We start from the raw sequence: 19981 nt of genomic DNA on the forward strand, positions 1-19981 counted from the left end.
CTCCTGGTGTCAACCGGGCGGTCGAGGCGCGTCAGCCTCCCCCAGCGCGGAGCCCCCGGACCAGGCCCTCCCTGCTCGGCCGCGGCGCCGGGCCCGGCGTGTCGCGAGGACGCGCCGGGGGGAGCGCAGCAGGACGGCGACCCGCAGGCCGGCGCGTCCCCAGCGGGTCTCGGCGAGGTCGAGCGGCGGGAACAGCCCCAGCTGCCCGAGGACCCCGGCGAGGTCGACGTAGAAGGTGTCCTCGGCGAGCCGGCCGTCCCGCATCCGGACGAAGCTGACCGCCCGGATCCGCAGCGTCCGGCCCGTCGGTGGGATGCCGAACAGCGACCCGAGGTGGGTGCCGGTGATCGTGTACTCCTCGGCGACGTCGTCCCCGTGCGGGAGCCGCGTGGTGAGGTCCAGCCGCAGGTCCGGGAGGGCGGCGAACAGGCCCCTGAGGTAGTCGCCCACCTGCTGTTTACCCCGCAGGGTGCGCCCACGGGCCACGTCGTGCCAGGTGATCCGGTCGTCGTAGTGCGCCAGGATCCCGGCCACGTCGTGGCGGTTCCACTGCGGCACGACCGCCGCCATGGTGTCGAGGTTGCGCCGCTCGGTCGGGGTGAGCGTCAGTGCGTCCATCGCGGGTGCCCTCCGGCGTCGGCGAGCACCATGCCCGCGGTGTTGTACCCGGACAGGACCACCCAGGGCAGGCCCGCGCTGGGCGTCGTCCAGTGCCCCGCCAGGTAGAGCCCCGGCAGTGGGGAGCGCTGCTGCGGCCGGGCACGGGTGAGCGTCTCGGGGACGAACGCCCACCCGGCGAAGGCGCCGTCGGCGTTGCGGGTACGGCGGACCATGTCCTGCGGCGTGTACACGCGCCGCACGACGACGTGCTCGCGCAGGCCAGGGATCAGCTCCTCGGCGCGCCGCACGAAGACGTCGGCGACCGCCTCCTTGTCGCGGTCCCAGTCGATGCCGGCGCTGTCGAGCCGGGTCGGGCACTCCAGCTTGACCGAGTGCATGCCGTGCGGGGCGAGCTCCGGCTGGTGGAACGTTGCGACGTAGAGGTAGTAGGCCGCCTCCTCGACGTTGCCCAGTGGGAAGTTCGCCATCGACTTGTCGACGTCGCGGGACGGGTAGACGAAGTTCAGCCGCTTGAGGTCCAGCTCCGGCGCGGACAGGTCGAGGTCGACCCCCAGCTGGACCTGGAAGAACGCCGGTGTGGTGGGCATGGTCTCCACACGGGTGCGCAGCCCGCGCGGGACCACGTGGGCCGGCAGCTGCTCGGTGTAGAGCCGACGGGCGTCGGAGGCGCAGACCACGGCGTCCGCGGTGTACCCCCGGCCGTCGCCGGTCAGCACGCCCCGCGCCCGGCCGCGCGACACGAGCACCTGCTGGACCTCGGCGCCGGTCACGACCGTCCCGCCGGCGTCCAGGAACATCTCCCGGAGGACCTCGGCCAACTGGCCGAAGCCGCCGGCCGGCATCCACATCGGGCGCAGTGCGTGCACCAGGAACACCGCCGCGATGACCGCGGACAGCTCCGAGGGTGCGGTGCCGATCCCCACGCACAGCATGGACAGGGTCGCCTTGAGGTCCGGGTCGCGCAGGTGCTCGTCGAGCATCTGCTGCAGCGTCCGGTTCTGGTATCTCAGCAGGGTGTGCCCGGGCAGGTGCAGCCGGCCCGCCAGCGGCGCGACGGCGTCGCCGAGCCACGGCCGCTGGAACTGCTCGAGCACCCGGTCGAGCGGCCGGCGCTGCCCCGGGGTGTCGGCGATCCGGAAGGAGGGGACCACGGTCGCCAGGTCGGTGACCATCCGCTCCATGTCCAGCAGCAGACGAGCGATCCCGGCCCGCTCGGCCGGGTGCCGGCGGGACAGGCCCTCGGCGGCCATGGTGAGGTCGGCGGGGATCTCGGTCCGCCCGTCGGGGAAGACGCACTGGAAGGTCTGCCGGTCGGGGACCATCTCGACCCGCTGGTCGATCCCGAGCCGCTCGAACACCTGCCGCGCCGGCGACCCCAGCCGGTAGGCGAGCAGGATGTGGCCGCCGTGGTCCCAGGAGAAGCCCTGCTCCCCGTCGCCGTGGGCGTATCCGCCCACGACCGGGTTCTTCTCCAGCAGCAGCGTCCGCGCGCCCTGCTGGGCGAGCGTGAGCGTCGCGGTGAGCCCACCGGCGCCGCCGCCGATGACGACGACGTCGTGGTGCCTCCCCGGTGCCGGCCGGTGGTGGGCGGGCGGTCGTCCTGGCACGGGCTCCTCCTCGGGGTCGGGGTGGTGCGGGTCAGGCGGCGTCGCGGAGGCCGGCGTCCGCGAGGCTGGCGCGCAGCCGAGCGAGCACCCGGGCGCGGGTGGGGCCGATGCTGCCGACCGGCATGCCCAGCCGGGCACCGATCTCCTCGTAGCTCAGCGACGGGGAGGCGACGAGCAGGCCGAGCAGCCGCTGGGAGTGCTCGGGCAGGTCCCGGACGGCGGCGCGGACCAGGTCGGTCCGCTCCTGGCGGAGCAGGGCCGCCTCGGGGTCGGCGTCGTCCCGGTCCGAGACCGGCTCGGCGCCGACCTGCGGGGCGTGCAGGTCCGAGGCTCGCTCGCGGCCGCTGCGTCGGATCGTCTCCAGGCACTCGCGGCGGACGGTGGTCTGCAGCCAGCCTGCCAGCCGCTCGGGGTCCCGGATGGTGTCGACGTTCTCCAGGAGCCGCAGCCAGGTGGCCTGCACGGCGTCGGCGGCCTGGGCGTGCGGCAGCCGGAACCGGCGGACGACCGACCACAGCAGGGCGCTGTACCGCTCGACCACGTCGTGCCACGCGGCCTGGTCCCCGCCGGCGGCCCGCCGGAGCAGGTCCGCGACGTCCCGGTCGCCGGGCTGGGCGGGACGCAGGGCGGTGACCGTCGCCTCGGAGGAGGCGGCCGGACGCCGGCGGGTGGTCGCGCGCGGGCTGGTGGCCATCTCGTACCTCGTCTCCCGGGGCGCCGGTGGTCCGGCGCTGCCGTTTCGGTGCTGACGAGCCTGCTGGCAACGCGGTCCGGGGACGATGGAGCAGGCCCCCCCTTCCCGAGGTGCAGCCCCCGCTCCCTGGGGTGGGGAAGACCCGTGGGGTCTCAGGGAGCCGGCACCCCCGCGGCCACGGAGTGCGCCAGGCCGGTCGGGTGGGCCGGCCGGGGCCGGCCCCGCCCCGCGGCCCGCCGGGCCGGCGCACGCCGGCCCGGCATCCACCAGTTCCAGTCCCCCATCAGCCGCATCGAGGCCGGGACGACGACCAGCCGGATGATGGTGGCGTCCAGCGCGATCGCGACCGCCATGCCCAGGCCGAGCTGCTTCATCGGCAGGATGCCGGCGAAGGAGAAGGCACCGAAGACCACGACCATGAGCAGCGCCGCGCCCGAGATCAGCGGGGCCGTGTGGGCGAGTCCCCGGGCGACGCTGCCGACGCCGTCGCCGGTCCGCCGGTGGTCCTCGCGGACGCGGCTGAGCAGGAAGACCTCGTAGTCGGTGCTCAGGCTGAACAGCAGGGTCAGCAGCAGCACCGGGACGAAGTTCTGCACGTTCCCGGTGCGCTCGAAGCCCAGCAGGTCGGCGCCGATGCCGTGCTGGAAGACCAGGACCAGGACGCCGTAGGTGGCGGCCACCGACAGCAGGTTGATCAGGATCGCCTTCAGCGGGAGGAACACCGACCGGAAGGTCAGCAGCAGGAACAGGTAGATGATCCCCAGCATCGCCGCCACGACCGCGGGCATCGTCCGGGTGATGGCGTCGTTGCTGTCCACGCCCTGCGCCGTCTCGCCGCCGACGTCGACGGTCAGCCCGGCGCCGCCGGTGCGGGCCGCCTCGGCGCGGACGTCGTCCAGCAGCTGCTGGGTGCCCCCGGCCGCGGCCGGCCCGTCCGGGATCACGCTGAGCAGCAGCCGGCGTCCGTCCTCGGAGACGGAGTGGTCGACGGTCTGCCGCACGTCCGGGGGCAGCGCCTCCCGGGTCGGCCCGGCTAGAGCGCCCAGCGGGTCGTGGGAGGCCACGCGGGCCAAGGGCTCGATCGCCGAGTCGACGCGGACCACGCCCGGCAGCTCCTGCAGCCGCTCCTGCAGGTCCGTGACGGCGGGACCGTCGTCGGACCCGAGCGGCTCCGGCGAGCTGACGAGGACCTGCAGCGGCGCGGTGGAGCCGACGCCGAACTGCTCCTCCATCAGCGTGTACCCGGCCCGCACGGGCTCGTCCGCGGGGATGATCCGGGCGTCGGGGGTGAAGGTGCGCAGGCCCAGTGACGGTGCGGCGAGGAGCAGCAGTCCGGCGACGCTGACGGCGAGGAAGAGCACCGGCCGGCGCATCACCCGCCCGGCGAAGCCGGCCCACCGCGCCGCGGCCGGACGGCGGTGGCTGCCCTTGCGGACCACGACGACCCACCGGTCGATGCGAGGGCCGAGCAGGTGCAGCAGCACCGGCAGCAGGAGGACGCTGGTCAGCACCGAGAAGGCGACGACGACCACCGCGCCCAGGGCGATCGAGCCGATCACGCCCAGCGGCACGAGGAACAGCGTGCTCATGGCCGCGATGACGGTCAGGCCGGAGGACAGCACGGTCTCCCCCGACGTGCGCAGCGTGGTGGCGATCGCGCCCTCGACGTCCCGGCCGGCCGCCAGCTCCTCCTTGAAGCGGGCGATGACGAACAGCGAGTAGTCGACCCCGACGCCCAGACCGAGCATGGTCGCGGTGTTCTGCACGAACAGGGACAGCTCGTACTGGCCCGCGAGCAGGGTCAGCACCGCGAGGGTCAGCACGATCGAGGTGACCCCGACGACGAGGGCCACCAGCGCCGCGACGATGCCGCCGAAGAGCAGCACCACCACGAGGACGATCAGCGGGAGCGTGATCAGCTCGGCCCGGAGCAGGCCCTCCTCGCTGAGCTCGTTGACCTCCCCCCAGAAGGACGCCGGTCCGACGAGCGAGACGTCCAGGCCGTCGTCGCCGAACCGGTCGTGCAGGCGCTCCTGCGCCGCGGGCAGCTCCTGGCGGGCGTAGCCGTCCTCGACACCGAGGCCGACCACGTCGACGACCGTGCGGCCGTCCTCGCCGGTGAAGGGCTCGCGCGCCTCGGGGCTGCCCAGCGTGGACCAGCCGTAGGTGCTCCGGACGTCCAGGGCCGGGTCCCCGGCCACCGCAGCCACCACCTCCCGGACCCGGCCCTCGAAGGCCTCCTCGCCCGTGATGTGCTCGCGGTCGCGGACGACGACGGTCAGGGTGCTCTCGCCCCGGCCGGCGAAGCCCTGCCGCAGCGCCTCCTCGACGGCTGCGGACTGCGAGCCCTCGACGTCCCAGCCGCCGCCGCTGAGCCGGTCGGGCAGGCCGGAGGCGAGGACGGCCGCGGCGGCCACGAGGAGGACCCAGACGACGGCGATCGGCCAGCGCGCGCGGCGGGTGAACGCCGCGAACCGCTCGATCACCGGCGGCGTCCCGACGTGCGCTCCAGGACGGCCAGGTCCCGGAGGGCCAGCGCGAGAACCCACGGCTTGCGGAGCCGGGCACGCACGGAGGAGGCCGCGGGCCGGACCGCCGCGTGCACGTCCACCACCGTGTGGCGGCGCACGGGGCGGCCGTCGAGCACGTCGACCACCATCCGCGAGGTCAGCGCGCCGAACAGCATCGAGGTGTACACCAGCTGCGACACGCCGTCCTCGCCGTCGGCCACCGCGGCGCGGGCGCTCTCCAGCATCTCGACCGGCACCACGCGCAGCGGCACCACCTGCCGCAGCAGCCGCCAGGTCGAGTCCGACTCGACCTGCGCGGCGGTGACCGCGCCGTCGAAGGGCACGCCGGCCCGGCGGTAGTCGTGGAAGCGCACGTACTGGGTGCCGGCCATGTCGTACCCGGAGACGACCGGCCGGCCCAGCGCCGCGGCCGCCGCGTGCAGCGCGTACTTGGCCCGCCAGCCGGCGGGCTCGGTGACGTCGACGCCGTCCACGACCACGTCGCACGCCGCGACCACCGCCGAGACCGTGCCCGGCTGGATGCCGTCGGTCGCCACGCGCGTGCGGGCCCGCGGGTTGATCTCCACCACGCGGCGGGCGCAGACCTCGGCCTTGTTGCGCCCGATGTCGGCCTGGGTCGCGCTCTGCCGGTTGAGGTTGCCGAGCTCGTAGGTCCCGTTGTCGGCGAGGAGGAAGGACTGCACGCCCAGCCGGGTCAGCGGTTCCACCACGGCGCCGCCGGTCGACCCGCAGCCGGCCACCAGCACGGTGGCGTCGCGCAGACGCTGCTGCGAGGCCGCCGGGATGAAGCCGCGGTTGCGGCGGGTCAGCTCGTCGTAGAGGTCGGGGGTGGTCGCGGTCATGGCGGGTGCTCCCCAGTCGGCGGGTGGGTGGGCGGTCAGCGGACGGCGGACGGCGGCAGGGTGGTGAGCACCCGGCGGACGGTGGTGCCGGAGTCCCGGCGCCAGGAGTCGGCGGGGACCTCGGAGCCGGCCGGCACCGGGTCCCGGTCGAGGAGCCGGCCGTGCTCCTCGAGCCAGGTCTGCAGCTGTTCCCGGCACCGGCGCTCCGACGCGCCCAGGCGGTCGAGCTCGGCGCGCAACCGCTCGGCGCAGACCACGAGGTCCTCGACGTCGGCCGACGGGCGCCGGGGGGTGGTGGCCACGATGCGAGCGGCATCCGCGCGGGCGTCGGCGACGATGCCCCGCGCCTCGGCGTGCGCCTGCTCCCGGACGGCGGCGGCGTCGGCGGCGGCCTCGGCGAGCATCCGCTCGGCGGCCTGCTCGGCGTGCCGCAGCGTCCGCATCGCCTGGGCGTAGGCGGCGCCGTACGCGGGCGCGGCGGGGGAAGGGGCGTGCGGGCCCTGCGCCGGGCGGCTGAGCTCCTGCTCGATCCAGTCGAGGAAGGCGTCGACCTCCTCGACGTCGTAGCCGCGGAAGACGACCCGGAACTCCTGGGCGCGGATGGCGGCGGGGTCGATGGGCACGGTGGGGCTCCTCGTGGCGGGGGGGCGGCGCGGGGGGCGGGAGTCAGGCGGCGGTCCGCCGGGCGGACCCGCGGACGGCGTCGGAGAAGGCGTCGGCGGCCTCGAAGAGGTCCTCGGAGGCGAGCGCGGCCTCCAGCAGCTCGACCCGGCCCGCCAGCTCGGCGCGGTCGGGGACCTGGGCGACGAACGGCTTGACCTCGGCGCGTCGCGTGTAGGCCAGGTGCAGCAGGTCGTCGTCCGGCAGCCAGGGCCGGGTGTCCTCGATGAGGTGCACGTCCAGGCCGGCCAGCAGCAGGTGCCGGAGGGCGACCTGCTCCTCGACGTCCCCGACCAGGACGCGGACGGCGGGCTCGAGGGCCACCAGGGTCCGGCCCGCACCGAGCAGCAGCTCGAGGGTGACCCGCAGCCGCTGCGCCTTGTCGGTGAGCGTCCGGGAGTGCACGAACCGCTTCAGCTCGCGCACCTGGTCGCTGCGGACGCCGGCCGGGGCCGGCACGGCCGCGAACACGTCCACCCGGTGCGCCGCCTCGACCGGGAACCGCGCGCGGCCCGGGTCGTGCAGGTCGCGCGGCTCGAGGTCCCCGGAGGTGGTGAGACCCAGGTAGCCGAGGATGCGCCCGCTCCGGCTGCTGTACGTGACGACGTGGACGTCGTCGGGGTGCAGGGACTGCAGCGGCTCGCAGAACCCGGCGCTGCGGTGCAGCGCCTCCTCGCAGGCCCAGCCCAGCTGCAGGTACTGGGCCAGCCGGAACCCCTGCAGGCCGAGGAGGTAGCGGTGCGGCAGGTGCTCGGTGGCCGCCGCGACGGTCACCAGCCCGTCGCCGCGCTCGGCCCGGTGCAGGAGGTCCGCGTGCGGCAGGGCGTCGAGCAGGTGGCGGTAGCTCAGCCGGTCGTGCAGGGCGACGATGTCGGCGGCGTAGCGGCGGGTGGCCCCGCGGGTCGGCGTGGTGCACACGGTGGTCCTCGCTCCGCTCAGAAGTCGTCGTCGGTGGCGTACATCGACTCGGTGATGGCGAGGGCCAGCACCTCGGGCGTGCCCTCGTAGATACGGGCGCCGAGGGCCTCCCGCAGGTACTTCTCCATCCCCCAGTCGCGCACGTAGCCGCGGGCGCCCATGAGCGACATGGCCTCCTCGGCCACCTCGACGGCGATCCGGTCGGCGAAGAGCTTGGCGACCGCCGGCTCGTAGGCCGGGGCGGGGATCTCGGTGTCGGCCAGGTGCGCGGCCCGCAGGTAGAGCAGCCGGGCGGCGTCGACCTTGGTCGACATCTCGGCCAGCTTGCGGGCGGTGAACTGGTGGCGGTACAGCGGGACGCCACCCTGGATCCGCTCGCCGCACCACTGCCGGGCCAGGTCCAGGGCGCCACGGGCGACGCCGGTGGAGATCGCGGCCACCGCGGCACGGGCCATGTTCATCTGCTGGACGTTGATGACCACGCCGCCGCCCTCGCCGCCGATCACGTTCTCGGCCGGCACGCGGACGCCGCGGAAGGTCATCTCGGTGCCCAGGCAGGTGCGGTAGCCCATCTTGTCCGCCACCGCGCCGAGCTCGACGCCCGGCGAGTCGAGGGGGACGACGAAGCAGGTCAGCGCGCTGGCGCCGGGGTTGCCCTCGATGTTGGCGAAGACCGTGGCGTAGGTCGCGACCCTGCCGTTGGTGATGAACTTCTTGGCGCCGTCCAGCAGGTAGTGGTCGCCGTCGCGGCGGGCTCGCATGACGTCGAGGGCGTACTGCGCGTTCTCCGGGATGAGCAGGTCGCAGCCGGCCAGCTCCTCGGTGATGGCATTGCAGGCGAGCACCGGCTCGTCGCCGGAGAACAGCGGCAGGAACCGGGCCTGCAGCGCCGGGTCGCCGGACAGGAGCAGGGGTGCCTGGCCGAGCATGGTGGCGCCGAAGACGAGCGCGAAGCCCGCGTCGACGGCGGCGAGTTCCTCCAGAGCCACCGCGACGCCGAGCTCGCCGTGTCCCAGGCCGCCGTGCGCCCGGGAGATGACCAGCCGGGTGAGGCCGAGCCGGTGCCCCTCGGCGACCAGGTCCCAGTCGAAGTCGGCGGCGTCGGCCCGGTCCAGGCGCTGCACCTCGGGGCGCAGCCGCTCCTGGGCGAAGGTGCGGACGCAGTCGCGCAGGGCCCCGACTTGTGGCGGCAGCGAGGTGGTCGGGGGGCCGGCGACCTCGGCGGGGGAGGTGTCGAGCACGGGTTGCTCCTTCGGGTCGGCAGGGGTGCGGGACGTCGGCGCGTCGGGAGGCCGGTCAGGCCGAGGTGGGCACGCCGGCGGCGGCAGCCAGAGCGGGGTAGCGGTCGAACGCCGGGCGCAGCAGGGGCACGAACTCGATGACCCTGGCCACGCTGCCCTTGATCCGGATCCTGCCGGTGGCGACCGCGATGGGCATGAGCAGCCGGCCGTTCCACAGCGCGTCGGCGGTGTCGCACGACATCTTGATCGCGAGCGTGGTGGGTGCGGCCGGCCCGTCGACGCGGACGCCCTCGGCGTCGACGTACAGCTCGAAGTCCGGCTCGGTGTGCACGAACCGCACGGACAGCGCCTCGTCGCGGACGATCGCGCGGAAGGCGTCGTCCTCGAGCATGATCTCGAACAGCTGGGAGAAGACCGAGACGGCCTGCTCACGGGACGTGTACGCGGGCATGGTGGGACCTCCGGGACGGTGCGGGGACGGGACGACGGACGTGGGTCAGGCGGCGGTGGCGGCGGGGGTCTCCACCTGGCCCGGGGTGTCGCGGGTCAGCAGGTCGACGACCGAGGCCAGGAACACCGGGGACCGCACGATCCCCAGGTGCCCGGTCCCGGGGACCAGGACATTGGATGCGCCGAGGGAGGGCTCGTCGAGCCGCGAGGAACGGGGCCGGACGACGAGGTCGGCGTCGGAGTAGTAGGAGACCCACCGGACGTCGCTGGTGCGTGCCTGCCGCCGCAGCTGCGCCAGCAGCGGCGAGCCGGGCCGCAGCGAGGCGACGAGAGTGCCCCGCGCGAGCAACGCCGCGGGCGTCCCGCCGTGCGGGGAGGCGACGGTGACGGCAGTCGCGACGTGCGGCTCGAGTCCCAGCTCCTGAACGGCGAACCGGACGACGACGCCGCCGAGGCTGTGCCCGACGAGGTGAACCCGGTCGGTCCCGGCTCGTGCCATCGCTCTGCGGCACTCCCGGACGAGGCTGCGGGCGATCTCGGGGACGCACGGCGCAAAGGGGCTGTAGGTCAGCGTGTGCAGGTGGCTGACGCCGGCCTCCTGCAGCCGCCGCTCCAGGGGCGACCACGTCGACCGGGTGCCGCCGTAGCCGTGGACGAGCACGACCGGGGTGACGTGCCGGAGGCCGTGCAGGCGGGTCGCCACGGGCGGGGAGACCGGTGCCGCCTCGGGGTCGGCGGGGCGCAGTGAGCGGAGCAGCCGGTCGACCACCATCCCGCGGACGGCGAGGGCGGCGTCCAGCGTCAGGGCGCTCAGTGTGGGGCCGGGACGCACGGCTTCCTCCTCTCCGGACGGGTCGGGCGGTGGGTCGGGACCGGTCAGGCGGCAGGGCGGAAGGCAGCCGGCCGGCGGCCGGCTGAGGTGACCAGCGTCAGGACCGGGGCGGTCCGGGTGCGGGCGGCGATCTGGTGGCCGAGGTGCCAGGCGGTGCAGTCGTCGCAGTACGCCATCCACCGGTGGGCCGTGTGCTTGTAGCAGGGCCGGGGGCCGGTGCGGACGGGGCGGGCGGTGAAGCTGGCGGTGGCGGTGGCGGCGGACATCTGCTGCTCCTCTGCTCGAGCCGGGGAGGTGGTCCCGGTGGCTTCTCGATGAGACGAGGATGTCGGCGCCGGACAGGCCGGACGATCGAGCAGGCCCCCGGACGCGGCGCCCGGGACCCCCGTCTTCGGAGTGGGGTTCTCCCCCGGCCCCGGGGGCCGGGTCCCCTCCGACCGCAGGTCAGCGCGGGGCGGCGCCCGCCATCAGCCGCTCGCAGGTCTGCACGAGGGCGCCGGCGAGGCGCCGGACGGCGGCCGGGGACGCCGGGTGCACGGCGACCCGCTGCCAGCGGGCCAGCTGCGCCGCCGCGGCCTGCGCCAGGTCCTGCGCGCCGGCGGTGGGGCCGCACGCCAGCCGCGCCCACGCCTCCACCCCGTCCGCGCCGAGCAGGACCTCGGCGGCCCGCCGCTCCTCGTCCGGGACGCGGAGCTCCCCGGAGCAGAGCGCGTCGAGCAGGTCCAGCTCGGCCACCTCCTGCGCGGCCGATCGGACGGCGTCGAGCTGGTAGCGCAGCGGGCCGGCGTCGCCCCGGGGCGGCCGGACCTGCAGGGTCGCCTCCAGCACGGCCAGGGCACCCCTGACCCGCAGCGCCTGGGCCCGCGGGACGAGACGGCTGTCCACCAGCTGCTGCACCGGTGCGCTGACCGCAGCCGGGTCCTCCGCACCGGCGGGGACGGTCACCACCGCCTGGCACCGGCGGGCCACGGCCGGTACCGACCCCTCGCCGAGGAGCACGCCGACTGCCTGGGTCGGGCGCACCACGGGCGGGAGCGCGAACCGCTCGCCCTCCCCGGACCGGGCGCAGTCCAGCACGAGGACCCAGGCGTCGGCCGGCGTCTGCGCCGGGATGCCGGACGCCTCCTCCGCCCGGTGCACGGTGGCCGATGGGGTACCCGCGGCCAGCCCGAGGGCCAGGACGTCCACTGCAGGGACGGGCGGACCGGTCACGGCGATCCGGAGCGGCTCGTCGAGGGACCGGGCGAGGGCCTGCAGGCGCTCGGCCTCCGGGCTGCCGTGGTAGAGGTCCCGCGCCGACCGCACGAGCGTCCGGACCCGGTCGAACAGCCCCGGGCCGACCGGCGCCCCGCTGGCCGGTGCCCGGTCGGCCGCGGGCGCCGGCAGTGGCACGGAGCCCTCGACCGAGGTGCCACGGCCCGGCGCCGACCGCACCTCGACCTGCCCGCCGACCGCGGCTACCCGGGCGGCGAGGTTGCGCATGCCCCGTCCCGGGGAGCCGGCCCCGGAGGTCCAGCCCGGGCCGTCGTCCTGAACCGCGAAGTGCAGCCGGTCCCCGTCCTGAGTCAGCCGCACGACCACCCGGGCACCCGGTGCGTGCTTGCGGCTGTTGCTGACGGCCTCCAGGCAGACGAAGTAGACGGCCTGCTCCACGTCGGCGGGGAACCGCACCCCGTCCGGGACGTCCAGGACGACGGGTGGGTCGTCCTGCGCCAGCTCCTCCCGGAGGGCGGCGACCAGGCCGCTGCGGGCCAGCACCGGCGAGCTGACGCCGGCGGTGGTGCGTGCCAGCAGGTCCGCGATCGCCTCGAGCTGCACGGCTACGGAGGCCAGGACGGCCCGCGCCCGGTCGAGCTGCCCGGTGGTGAGCCCGTGCTCCACCAGACCGAGCGCCAGGCTGAGGGAGACCAGCTGGTGCTGGGCCCCGTCGTGCAGGTCGCGCTCGATCCGGCGGCGCTCGCTGTCGGACTCCGCGACGGCGCGGCGGCGGGCGACGGCGATCTCGGTGGCGTGCGCCAGCGCCGCCCGCAGCTGTCGCTCCAGCTCGATGCCGGACCGCTCGGCCTGCAGCACCACGCCCAGACTGCTGGCGACGTCCTCCAGCACCTGCCGGCGCTCGGCAGGCGTGCCGGGCACCGCCACCCGGTCGACGGCGAGGGTGCCGACGTCCTCCCCCCCGTGCCGGACGGGCACCACCCAGCGCGCCTGGGCCGGCTCCAGGCCGGCCGGGGACCACGTGGCGACCCGGTCGCGCAGCCCCGGCCGGCGGACGGTCAGCGTGCACACCCCCGCACCCAGGCCCTGCCCGACGGCCGCCACGACGTCCGCGAGGTCGGGCACCCCGCGCGACGCGGGCCGTGGCAACGCCGCCAGCGCGGCGAGCACCCGGCCCCCCGTGGGACGGTCCCCGACGTCCAGCCGAGCGGTCAGCCGCCGCGCCCAGGCGTACGCCGGCAGGGCCGTCGCCGCGGCCACCACCGGAGCCGCGACCGCGGCTGCCGTCGTCCCGGCGAGGAGCCGGCCGACGCCGGCGTCCACGGCCAGGTGGACGCCGCCGACGGCGGCGGTGACCAGGGCGATCGTCAGCAGGTCGGCGAGCAGGGCCCTGCCCGTCGGGCGCCCCGGGCTCACCGGACCGCGACCTCGGTCCCGGCGGTCTCCACGACGACCGGCTCCACCCGGTCGGGCAGCCAGGCCCGCAGGACCAGTCCTCCGGCCGCGGGGACCTCGAGGTCCATCCCGCCCCCCAGCGCGGCCAGCCGGTCGGCGTCGTCGGCGAGCAGCTCGGTCAGGCGCTCCGCGGGGACGAGTGGAACGGGGTCCTTGATGTGCAGGCCGATCCGGCCCGCGGAGTGCTCCAGCCGCACCAGCACCGCGGTGCCGGCAGGCCGGTCGGCCAGCGCGCGGACCGCGGTGGCCGCGACGTAGTAGATGCCCGACTCCAGCTCCCAGGGCAGCCGCTCGGCCGGCCCGCCGCTGGTGCGGACCGGCCGGGGCAGGTCGGCGACCACCTCGTCGAGTGCCGCGGCAGGCCCCTGGTCGCGCAGCACCGCGGGGTACACGCCCCGGGCCACGGCGCGGAACCGGTCGAGCAGTTCCTCGAGCCGCTCCCGGGCGCGGCCGAGCGCAGCGTGCGCCGCCGCGAGGCCGGCCTCCTCGTCGTCCAGCGCCGCCGTGGCCGCCCCGACCTCGGCCCGGAGGGCCTCCAGGCGCTCCCCCGTCGCGTACCGGAGCTCGGCGACCAACCGCCGCCGCTCGGAGTCGCGGGCGGAGGCCAGGCGGTGCCGCGACGCGTGCAGCTCACCGGCGAGTGCGGCGGCGCGCTGCACCCGCTCGGCGAGCTCGGCGTTGAGGGCGGCGACCCGCAGCACCAGGGCGGCGCCGCTGGCGACGTCCTGCATGAGCTGCCGGTTGGCGGCGGTGACCGCCGACGGCTTGCGGATGCCGAGCACGGCGCGCAGCACGGTCCCGTCGAGGACGGGGACGGCGGAGTCCGTGTCCGGGCGCGCCAGGAGAGCGGCGAGGTCGGGCACGCTCTCCGGCCCGGTCCCCGGCTCGGGCGGGTACGCCGCGGCAGCCACGAGGCGGTGCCCGACGGCGAGCCAGACCACGGCGCGGACGGCGCCGGTGCCCTCGGCCACGACCCGCGCCAGGCCGGGCAGGGCCTGGTCCAGCGAACCGGACTGCCCGCGCCGGGCCGCCTCCGCGAGCGCGGCGTAGCGGGCTGCCCCGTCGCGGGCGGCCGGGTCGGGCAGGACCCGGGGCAACAGGAGCTGGAGGCCGACGGCCACCACCGCGCCTGCGGCGAACGCCAGGACCGCGGTGGGCACGGCCGCCCCGGTGACCCGCCCGGTGCCCCGGACGACGACGACGAGCACCGCGGCCACCCCGGCGACGACCAGCAGCCCGCGCACGGCACGGGACCGGGTCCTCCCGACCATGCGCACCACCGACCCCTCGGCCGCGGAACCGGGCGGCCCGCCGGCGTCACGCTAGGCAGGGTCCCGGTCCGGGCCAAGGCCGCGGCGCGCGAGGCACGGTGCGCGGGTCAGCGCCGGTCGTGCTGGGAGCGCAGGTAGGTCAGGACGGCGAGGACCCGGCGGTGGTGCTCGCTGCCGTCCTCCTGCAGGCCGAGCTTGCTGAAGATGTTGGCGATGTGCTTCTCGACCGCCTTGGGCGTCACGAACAGCTGTGCGGCGATGCCGTTGTTGGAGCGTCCCTCGGCCATCAGTCGCAGCACGTCGAGCTCCCGCGGTGAGAGGGTGTCGACGACCTCCTTGCGGTCGCCGCGCGGACGCTCGACCAGCCGCTTGGCCAGCACGGGCTCGATGACGATCTCCCCGCCGACGATCCGGTCGAGGGTGTCGCTGAGGACCTCGACGCTGCCGACCTTCTCCTTGAGCCGGTAGCCGACCGCCTCGGTGCCGATCTCGAGGATGCGCATGAGGTAGTGCGACTCGGCGTAGTGGGAGAGGAACAGCAGCCCCATGTCGGGGTGCCTCTCCCGCAGCCGCTCCGCGGTCACCAGGCCGCCGTCCGGCTCGGGGGGCATCCGGATGTCCAGGATCGCCACGTCGGCGTCCTCGCCGGCGAGCAGTCCGACCAGCGCGTCGCCGTCGGCGACGCTGCCGACGACCTCGTGCCCGGCCGCCTGCAGCAGCATGAGCAGCCCCTCGCGGAACAGGGCGCCGTCCTCGGCCAGTGCTACGCGCACGGGATCTCCACCTCGATCGTCCCCACCTCGGGCCCCCCGGTTGTGGTGACCTCGCCGCCGAGGCCGCAGACGTGGTCGAGGACGGCGGGGGCCAGCCGGGGCGGCACGCCGGACAGCGCGAGGACGAGCGCGCCGCCCTCGCGCCGGGCGCGCACCTCGACCGGCGGCGAGCCGGAGGGGAGGGCGGCCAGGCAGCCGATGACCGCGAAGTAGGCAGCACCCTCCACGGCCGGACCGAAGCGCTCCGGCCCGACGTCGACGCGCACGACGACGTCGGTGTGCTCGACGTGGTCCCGGAGCGCCGGGCCGAGGCCGGCCTCGTCGAGCACCGGCGGGTAGATGGCCCGCGCGATCTCGCGCAGCTCCTGGAGCACGGTGTGCAACTGGTCCTGCAACCCCTCGATGGAGGCGTCGAGGTCCGGCTGCCGGGTGCGGACGACACCGAGCTGCGGGACGAGGGCCGAGATCCGCAGGGAGGCGCCGTCGTGCAGCTGCCGCTGCAGCCGGAGCCGCCGGTTCCACTGGTCGCGCTCGGCCCGGCAGGAGAGGGCTGCGGGGCGGTCAGGAGCGACCGGCCCGGGCAGGCCCGCACCCGAGGGGTCGTCCGCGGACGGGGCCGACTCGGACGTCATGCGGTGATGGTCCCGTCCGGCGGATCGCACCAGGAAGGGTGCCGCCCCTACCCAGGGGTGGGGTTGTCCCCCGGTCCGTGTTCGGCGCGCCGAGGCAGCAGAGCACGTCGTTGTCAGGTCGCTGCAGTGGGTGCCTACTTCCCCCGGCGAGTCGAGCCGCGCGACGAGTGTCCGTCCGGGAGGCGCCGTGAGCTACCACCTCGGGGTCGACCTCGGCACGACCTTCGTGGCAGCCGCGGTCGCCCACGACAGCAGCCTGGAGATGGCCGCGCTGGGCGACCGCTCGACGGTCATGCCGGCCGCGGTCTACCTCCGGGACGACGGCGTGCTGGTCACCGGTGATGCCGCCGCCCGGCGCTCGGTGAGCCATCCCGACCGGGTCGCCACGGAGATCAAGCGTCGGCTGGGTGACCCGACGCCGCTGCTGCTGGGCGGCACGTCGCACGCGGTGACCGACCTGCTCGGCGCCCTGCTGCAGGAGGTCCTGGCGCGGGTGAGCGCAGAGCGGGGCGGCCCGGCCGAGGAGATCGTGCTCACCCACCCGGCCAACTGGGGCCCGTTCCGGCGGGAGCTGTTCGAGGAGGTCCCCCGGTTCGCCGGGTTGTCCACGGCCCTCACCGTCTCCGAGCCCGAGGCAGCCGCGGCGTACTACGCGACCACCCGGCGGCTGACCGAGGGCGACGTCATCGCCGTCTACGACCTCGGGGGCGGGACCTTCGACGCCACGGTCCTGCAGCGCACCGCCGAGGGCATCGAGATCCTCGGCTCCCCGGAGGGCATCGAACGGTTGGGGGGAGCCGACTTCGACGAGGCCGTGCTCGCCCACGTCAACCACGCCACCGGTGGCGCGCTGTCGGAACTGGACCTCGGCGACACCCAGACCGTCGTCGCGCTGGCCCGGCTGCGCCAGGACTGCGTACTGGCCAAGGAGGCGCTCTCGCTCGACAGCGAGGCCACCATCCCGGTCTTCCTCCCCGGCCGGCACCTGGACGTCCGGATCACGCGGGCGGAGTTCGAGGACATGATCCGTGCGCCGGTCGAGTCGACGATCGGCACGCTGACCCGTGCGCTGCGGACGGCGGACGTGACACCGGACCGGCTGTCGGCCGTGCTCCTCGTCGGCGGCTCCTCCCGCATCCCCCTGGTCGGCGAGATGATCTCGCGGGAGCTCGGGCGGCCCACCGTGGTCGACGCCCACCCGAAGCACTCCGTCGCCCTGGGCGCGGCGCTCCTCGCCCAGGTCCACACCGGGCTCGGCGCGGCGCCCGCGGGGTCCGCCCCACCGGCCGGCGGTCACGTGCCGCCGCGCGCCGAACCCGTCGCCGCCCCGGTGCCGCCGCCGCGCACGGTCGGCACGGCCCCGGATGCCTGGGCCGGGACGCCCGTCGGGGCCCCGCCACGACGGGCGGCCGGTGCGGGCAGGCCCGGCGCCGGTGGCGCGCCGCTGCCGCCGCCCACCCGGGGCCACGACCCGGCGCCTCCGGGCGGGAGCGGAGCACCCCCCTGGCCCGCGAACGGCTGGCCTCCGGGCCCCGGCGGACCCGGAGGGGCCGGTCCGCCGGACCCGGGGGCCGGTGAGGTGCCCGACGCGGGGCCGGACGTGTCCCGGCGCCGGAAGCTGCTGGCCGGGGCCGCGGCGGTGCTCGTGGTCGTCCTGGGCGTCGTGCTCGTCGGGTGGCTGCTGCGCGACGACGCGGCGCCGGCGGCGCAGGAGACCGGCGGCGGGGTGACCGCCGCGCCCGAGCACGACCACGCCCCGGGACCCGCGCCGTCCGCGGTGCCGGGTCGGGCGCCGTCGACCGCGGTGCCGATCCCCTCCATCGGGACGCCGATCGAGGTCGGTGAGACCCCGGGCTTCGTCGCCGTGTCGCCCAACGGGCGGCAGCTCTACGTCGCCAACCGGACCGCCGGCGTGGTGACCGTGGTCGACTCCGCCGTCGACGCGGTGACCGCGACGATCCCTGTCCCCGCCGGACCGCCGCAGTTCCTGACCTTCGCGCCCGACGGCAGCCGGCTCTACGTCAGCGTCTACAACGAGGAGCGCACGATCGCCGCCGTCGCCGTGATCGACACGTCCGACAACGAGGTCGTCACGACGATCCCGGTGCGCACCCGGCCCTACCTCGGTGCGGTGACCCGGGACGGTTCGCGGCTGTTCGTGCCCAACCACGACTCGGGCTCCATCTCGGTGATCGACACGGCGAGCAACACCGTGGTCGAGGAGGTGCAGGTCCCCCCGAACCCGCACTGGATCGAGTTCACCCCCGACGGGTCGCGGGCCTACGTGGCCAACCACGAGTCGAACGTCGTCACCCAGCTGGACCCCAGGACCCTCGAGGTGGTCGGCGAGGTCCGGGTGGAGACCGCCCCGCACAGCGTGGCGGTGCACCCGACCCGGCCGCTGGTCGCCAACGTGAACTACGAGTCGGGCTCGGTGACGATGATCGACACGAACAGCAACTCGGTCGTCAGGAGCATCCCCGTCGGCCAGAACCCGCAGGACATCACCTGGTCGGCCGATGGTCGCTTCGCCTACGTCGCCACGGTCACCGCGGACGCCGTGGCCGTGGTCAGTGCCGAGTCCTTCGAGGTGACCGCACGGCTGCCGGTCGGTGACGGCCCGACCTCGGTCGCGGTGCTGCCGGACGGCAGCCGGGCCTACGTGAGCGTCCTCAACGCCGGGGTGCTCGTGCCCCTGGACCTCGCGGGCTGAGCCGGCGCGTCCCGCTCAGGCGGCGCGGCGGACCTCGAGGTACATGTCCAGGACCGCGTCGATCCGGTCGGTGCACTCGGCGACCGCGGCACGGTGCGCCGGCGTGTCCTTCCGCTGCTGCCGGGAGCGGGCCTCGGACCACGTGCCGCTCGCGCGCGCGAAGTCGTCCTCGAGCACGCTGCGCAGGCCGACGGTGGCGGTGGCGGTGGCGGTCATGGTCGGCTCCTCGGGGTGTCGGGCTCTTCCGGGACAGAGCCTGTCGCCCACCCGGTCGCCGGACCATCGAGGCAGCCCCCGGCTCCGACCGCCGGATCCCCCGTCCCCGGGGTGGGGCTGACCCCCTCCCCGCACCCGGCGGCCGTCAGCGGGCGAGCGAGCGGCTGATGACCAGGCGCTGGATCTGGTTGGTGCCCTCGAAGATCTGCATCACCTTGGCCTCGCGCATGTACCGCTCGACCGGGAAGTCACGGGTGTAGCCGTACCCGCCGAGCACCTGGACGGCGTCGGTGGTCACCCGCATCGCCGCGTCCGTGGCCACCAGCTTGGCCACGCTGGCCTGCCGGCCGTAGGGGCGGCCGGCGTCGCGGCGGCGGGCCGCGTCGAGGTAGGTGGCCCGCGCGGTGTCCACCGCGGCGGCCATGTCGGCCAGCAGGAAGCCCAGCCCCTGGTGGTCGATGATCTTCCGACCGAAGGTGCTGCGCTCGTGCGCGTAGTCCACCGCGGCCTCCAGCGCCGCCTGCGCCAGACCGGTGGCGACCGCCGCGATGCCGAGCCGCCCGGAGTCCAGCGCGGAGAACGCGATGCTGAGGCCCTGCCCCTCGGCGCCGATCAGCCGGTCCCCCTCGATCAGCGCGCCGTCCCAGTTGGCCATCGTGGTCGGGATCGCGTGCAGCCCCATCTTCTCCTCCGGGCGGCCGAACGACAGGCCCTCGCCCTGCCCCGGCGCCAGGAAGCAGGAGATGCCGCGCGAGCCCGCCCCGGTACGGGCGAACAACGCGTAGAAGTCGGCCTTCCCGCCGTGGGTGATCCAGGACTTGGTGCCGGTCACCCGGTACCCGCCCTCGACCGCCTCGGCCCGGCACGCCAGCGCCGCGGCGTCGGAGCCGGCCTGCGGCTCGGACAGCGAGTAGCCGCCGACCAGCTCACCGGCGAGCATGCGCGGCAGCCAGCGCTCCCGCTGCTCGTCGGTGCCGAAGGTGGCCAGCGGGTGGCAGGACAGCCCGTGCACCGACACCGCCACGGCCACCGCCGCCCAGCGCGCGCCGAACTCCTCCAGCACCTGCAGGTACACCTCGTAGGGCTGCCCTCCCCCGCCGAGCTCCTCGGGGTAGGGCAGGCCGAGCAGCCCGAGCCCACCGAGGGTCGCGAACAGTCCCTCGGGATAGGTCTCGGCCCGCTCGTGCTCCACCACGCGGGTCGCCAGCTCCTTGTCGGCGACCTCGCGGACGAGGGCCAGCAGGTCCTCGGCCTCCTCGCTGGGCAGCAGGCGGTCGACGGTCACGGTGGTCCCTCCAGGGGGTGCACGG

The 19981-nt window shown here is 75.6% G+C and carries 18 protein-coding genes; 1 reads left to right on the forward strand and 17 read right to left on the reverse strand.

What is annotated here, in order from left to right:
* Window positions 1-9 precede the first annotated feature (9 nt).
* The 15 genes from BMW27_RS02555 to BMW27_RS02620 form a co-directional block, all read right to left on the reverse strand.
* The gene (locus BMW27_RS02555; protein WP_091438546.1) at window positions 10-618 is read right to left on the reverse strand and encodes an ester cyclase; all 609 of its coding nucleotides are present in this window, start codon (window positions 616-618) and stop codon (window positions 10-12) included.
* Complete coding sequence (locus BMW27_RS02560) at window positions 606-2228, reverse strand: phytoene desaturase family protein (protein ID WP_175486300.1); 1623 nt, start codon at window positions 2226-2228, stop codon at window positions 606-608. The genes BMW27_RS02555 and BMW27_RS02560 overlap by 13 nt, the downstream gene beginning before the upstream one ends.
* A 31-nt stretch (window positions 2229-2259) precedes the next feature.
* The gene (locus BMW27_RS02565) at window positions 2260-2922 is read right to left on the reverse strand and encodes an RNA polymerase sigma factor (RefSeq protein ID WP_091438552.1); all 663 of its coding nucleotides are present in this window, start codon (window positions 2920-2922) and stop codon (window positions 2260-2262) included.
* A gap of 152 nt (window positions 2923-3074) precedes the next feature.
* A complete protein-coding gene (locus BMW27_RS02570; protein WP_175486302.1) occupies window positions 3075-5408 on the reverse strand; it encodes an MMPL family transporter in 2334 nt (777 codons plus the stop codon).
* Window positions 5405-6295 carry a ThiF family adenylyltransferase gene (locus BMW27_RS02575; protein WP_091438559.1) on the reverse strand — a complete coding sequence of 297 codons (891 nt, stop codon included), beginning with the start codon at window positions 6293-6295 and terminating at the stop codon, window positions 5405-5407. The genes BMW27_RS02570 and BMW27_RS02575 overlap by 4 nt, the downstream gene beginning before the upstream one ends.
* Before the next feature lie 35 nt (window positions 6296-6330).
* On the reverse strand, window positions 6331-6918 hold the full coding sequence (locus BMW27_RS22800) for a DivIVA domain-containing protein (protein WP_139206813.1): 588 nt from the start codon (window positions 6916-6918) through the stop codon (window positions 6331-6333).
* Between the two features lie 43 nt (window positions 6919-6961).
* Window positions 6962-7873 carry a hypothetical protein gene (locus BMW27_RS22805; RefSeq protein WP_139206814.1) on the reverse strand — a complete coding sequence of 304 codons (912 nt, stop codon included), beginning with the start codon at window positions 7871-7873 and terminating at the stop codon, window positions 6962-6964.
* Window positions 7874-7890: 17 nt separating this feature from the next.
* Complete coding sequence (locus BMW27_RS02585; protein ID WP_091438566.1) at window positions 7891-9114, reverse strand: acyl-CoA dehydrogenase family protein; 1224 nt, start codon at window positions 9112-9114, stop codon at window positions 7891-7893.
* Between the two features lie 55 nt (window positions 9115-9169).
* Entirely contained in the window at window positions 9170-9565 is a 396-nt protein-coding gene (locus BMW27_RS02590) for a hypothetical protein (protein WP_091438569.1), read from the reverse strand.
* Between the two features lie 45 nt (window positions 9566-9610).
* Window positions 9611-10396, reverse strand: coding sequence for an esterase/lipase family protein (locus BMW27_RS02595; protein ID WP_091438572.1), 786 nt, complete (start codon window positions 10394-10396; stop codon window positions 9611-9613).
* A 44-nt stretch (window positions 10397-10440) separates the two neighbouring features.
* On the reverse strand, window positions 10441-10662 hold the full coding sequence (locus tag BMW27_RS02600; RefSeq protein ID WP_091438574.1) for a hypothetical protein: 222 nt from the start codon (window positions 10660-10662) through the stop codon (window positions 10441-10443).
* A gap of 178 nt (window positions 10663-10840) precedes the next feature.
* On the reverse strand, window positions 10841-13027 hold the full coding sequence (locus tag BMW27_RS02605) for a sensor histidine kinase (RefSeq protein ID WP_091438577.1): 2187 nt from the start codon (window positions 13025-13027) through the stop codon (window positions 10841-10843).
* A complete protein-coding gene (locus tag BMW27_RS23185; RefSeq protein ID WP_091438579.1) occupies window positions 13024-14310 on the reverse strand; it encodes a sensor histidine kinase in 1287 nt (428 codons plus the stop codon). Before BMW27_RS23185 ends, BMW27_RS02605 begins: the two co-directional genes overlap by 4 nt.
* 134 nt (window positions 14311-14444) lie before the next feature.
* The gene (locus BMW27_RS02615; protein WP_091438582.1) at window positions 14445-15110 is read right to left on the reverse strand and encodes a response regulator transcription factor; all 666 of its coding nucleotides are present in this window, start codon (window positions 15108-15110) and stop codon (window positions 14445-14447) included.
* The gene (locus tag BMW27_RS02620) at window positions 15101-15742 is read right to left on the reverse strand and encodes a sensor histidine kinase (protein ID WP_091438585.1); all 642 of its coding nucleotides are present in this window, start codon (window positions 15740-15742) and stop codon (window positions 15101-15103) included. Before BMW27_RS02620 ends, BMW27_RS02615 begins: the two co-directional genes overlap by 10 nt.
* A gap of 187 nt (window positions 15743-15929) precedes the next feature.
* Here BMW27_RS02620 and BMW27_RS02625 point away from each other — a divergent pair, with 187 nt between their 5' ends.
* Complete coding sequence (locus BMW27_RS02625) at window positions 15930-18455, forward strand: Hsp70 family protein (RefSeq protein ID WP_091438589.1); 2526 nt, start codon at window positions 15930-15932, stop codon at window positions 18453-18455.
* Window positions 18456-18470: 15 nt separating this feature from the next.
* Here BMW27_RS02625 and BMW27_RS02630 read toward each other — a convergent pair whose 3' ends face one another.
* Both BMW27_RS02630 and BMW27_RS02635 read right to left on the reverse strand, forming a co-directional pair.
* On the reverse strand, window positions 18471-18671 hold the full coding sequence (locus BMW27_RS02630; protein ID WP_091438595.1) for a hypothetical protein: 201 nt from the start codon (window positions 18669-18671) through the stop codon (window positions 18471-18473).
* Between the two features lie 145 nt (window positions 18672-18816).
* Window positions 18817-19956 carry an acyl-CoA dehydrogenase family protein gene (locus BMW27_RS02635; protein WP_091438598.1) on the reverse strand — a complete coding sequence of 380 codons (1140 nt, stop codon included), beginning with the start codon at window positions 19954-19956 and terminating at the stop codon, window positions 18817-18819.
* Window positions 19957-19981: the final 25 nt, after the last annotated feature.

Origin of the sequence: Geodermatophilus poikilotrophus, from assembly GCF_900111455.1 — a bacterium.
GTDB lineage: Bacteria > Actinomycetota > Actinomycetes > Mycobacteriales > Geodermatophilaceae > Geodermatophilus > Geodermatophilus poikilotrophus.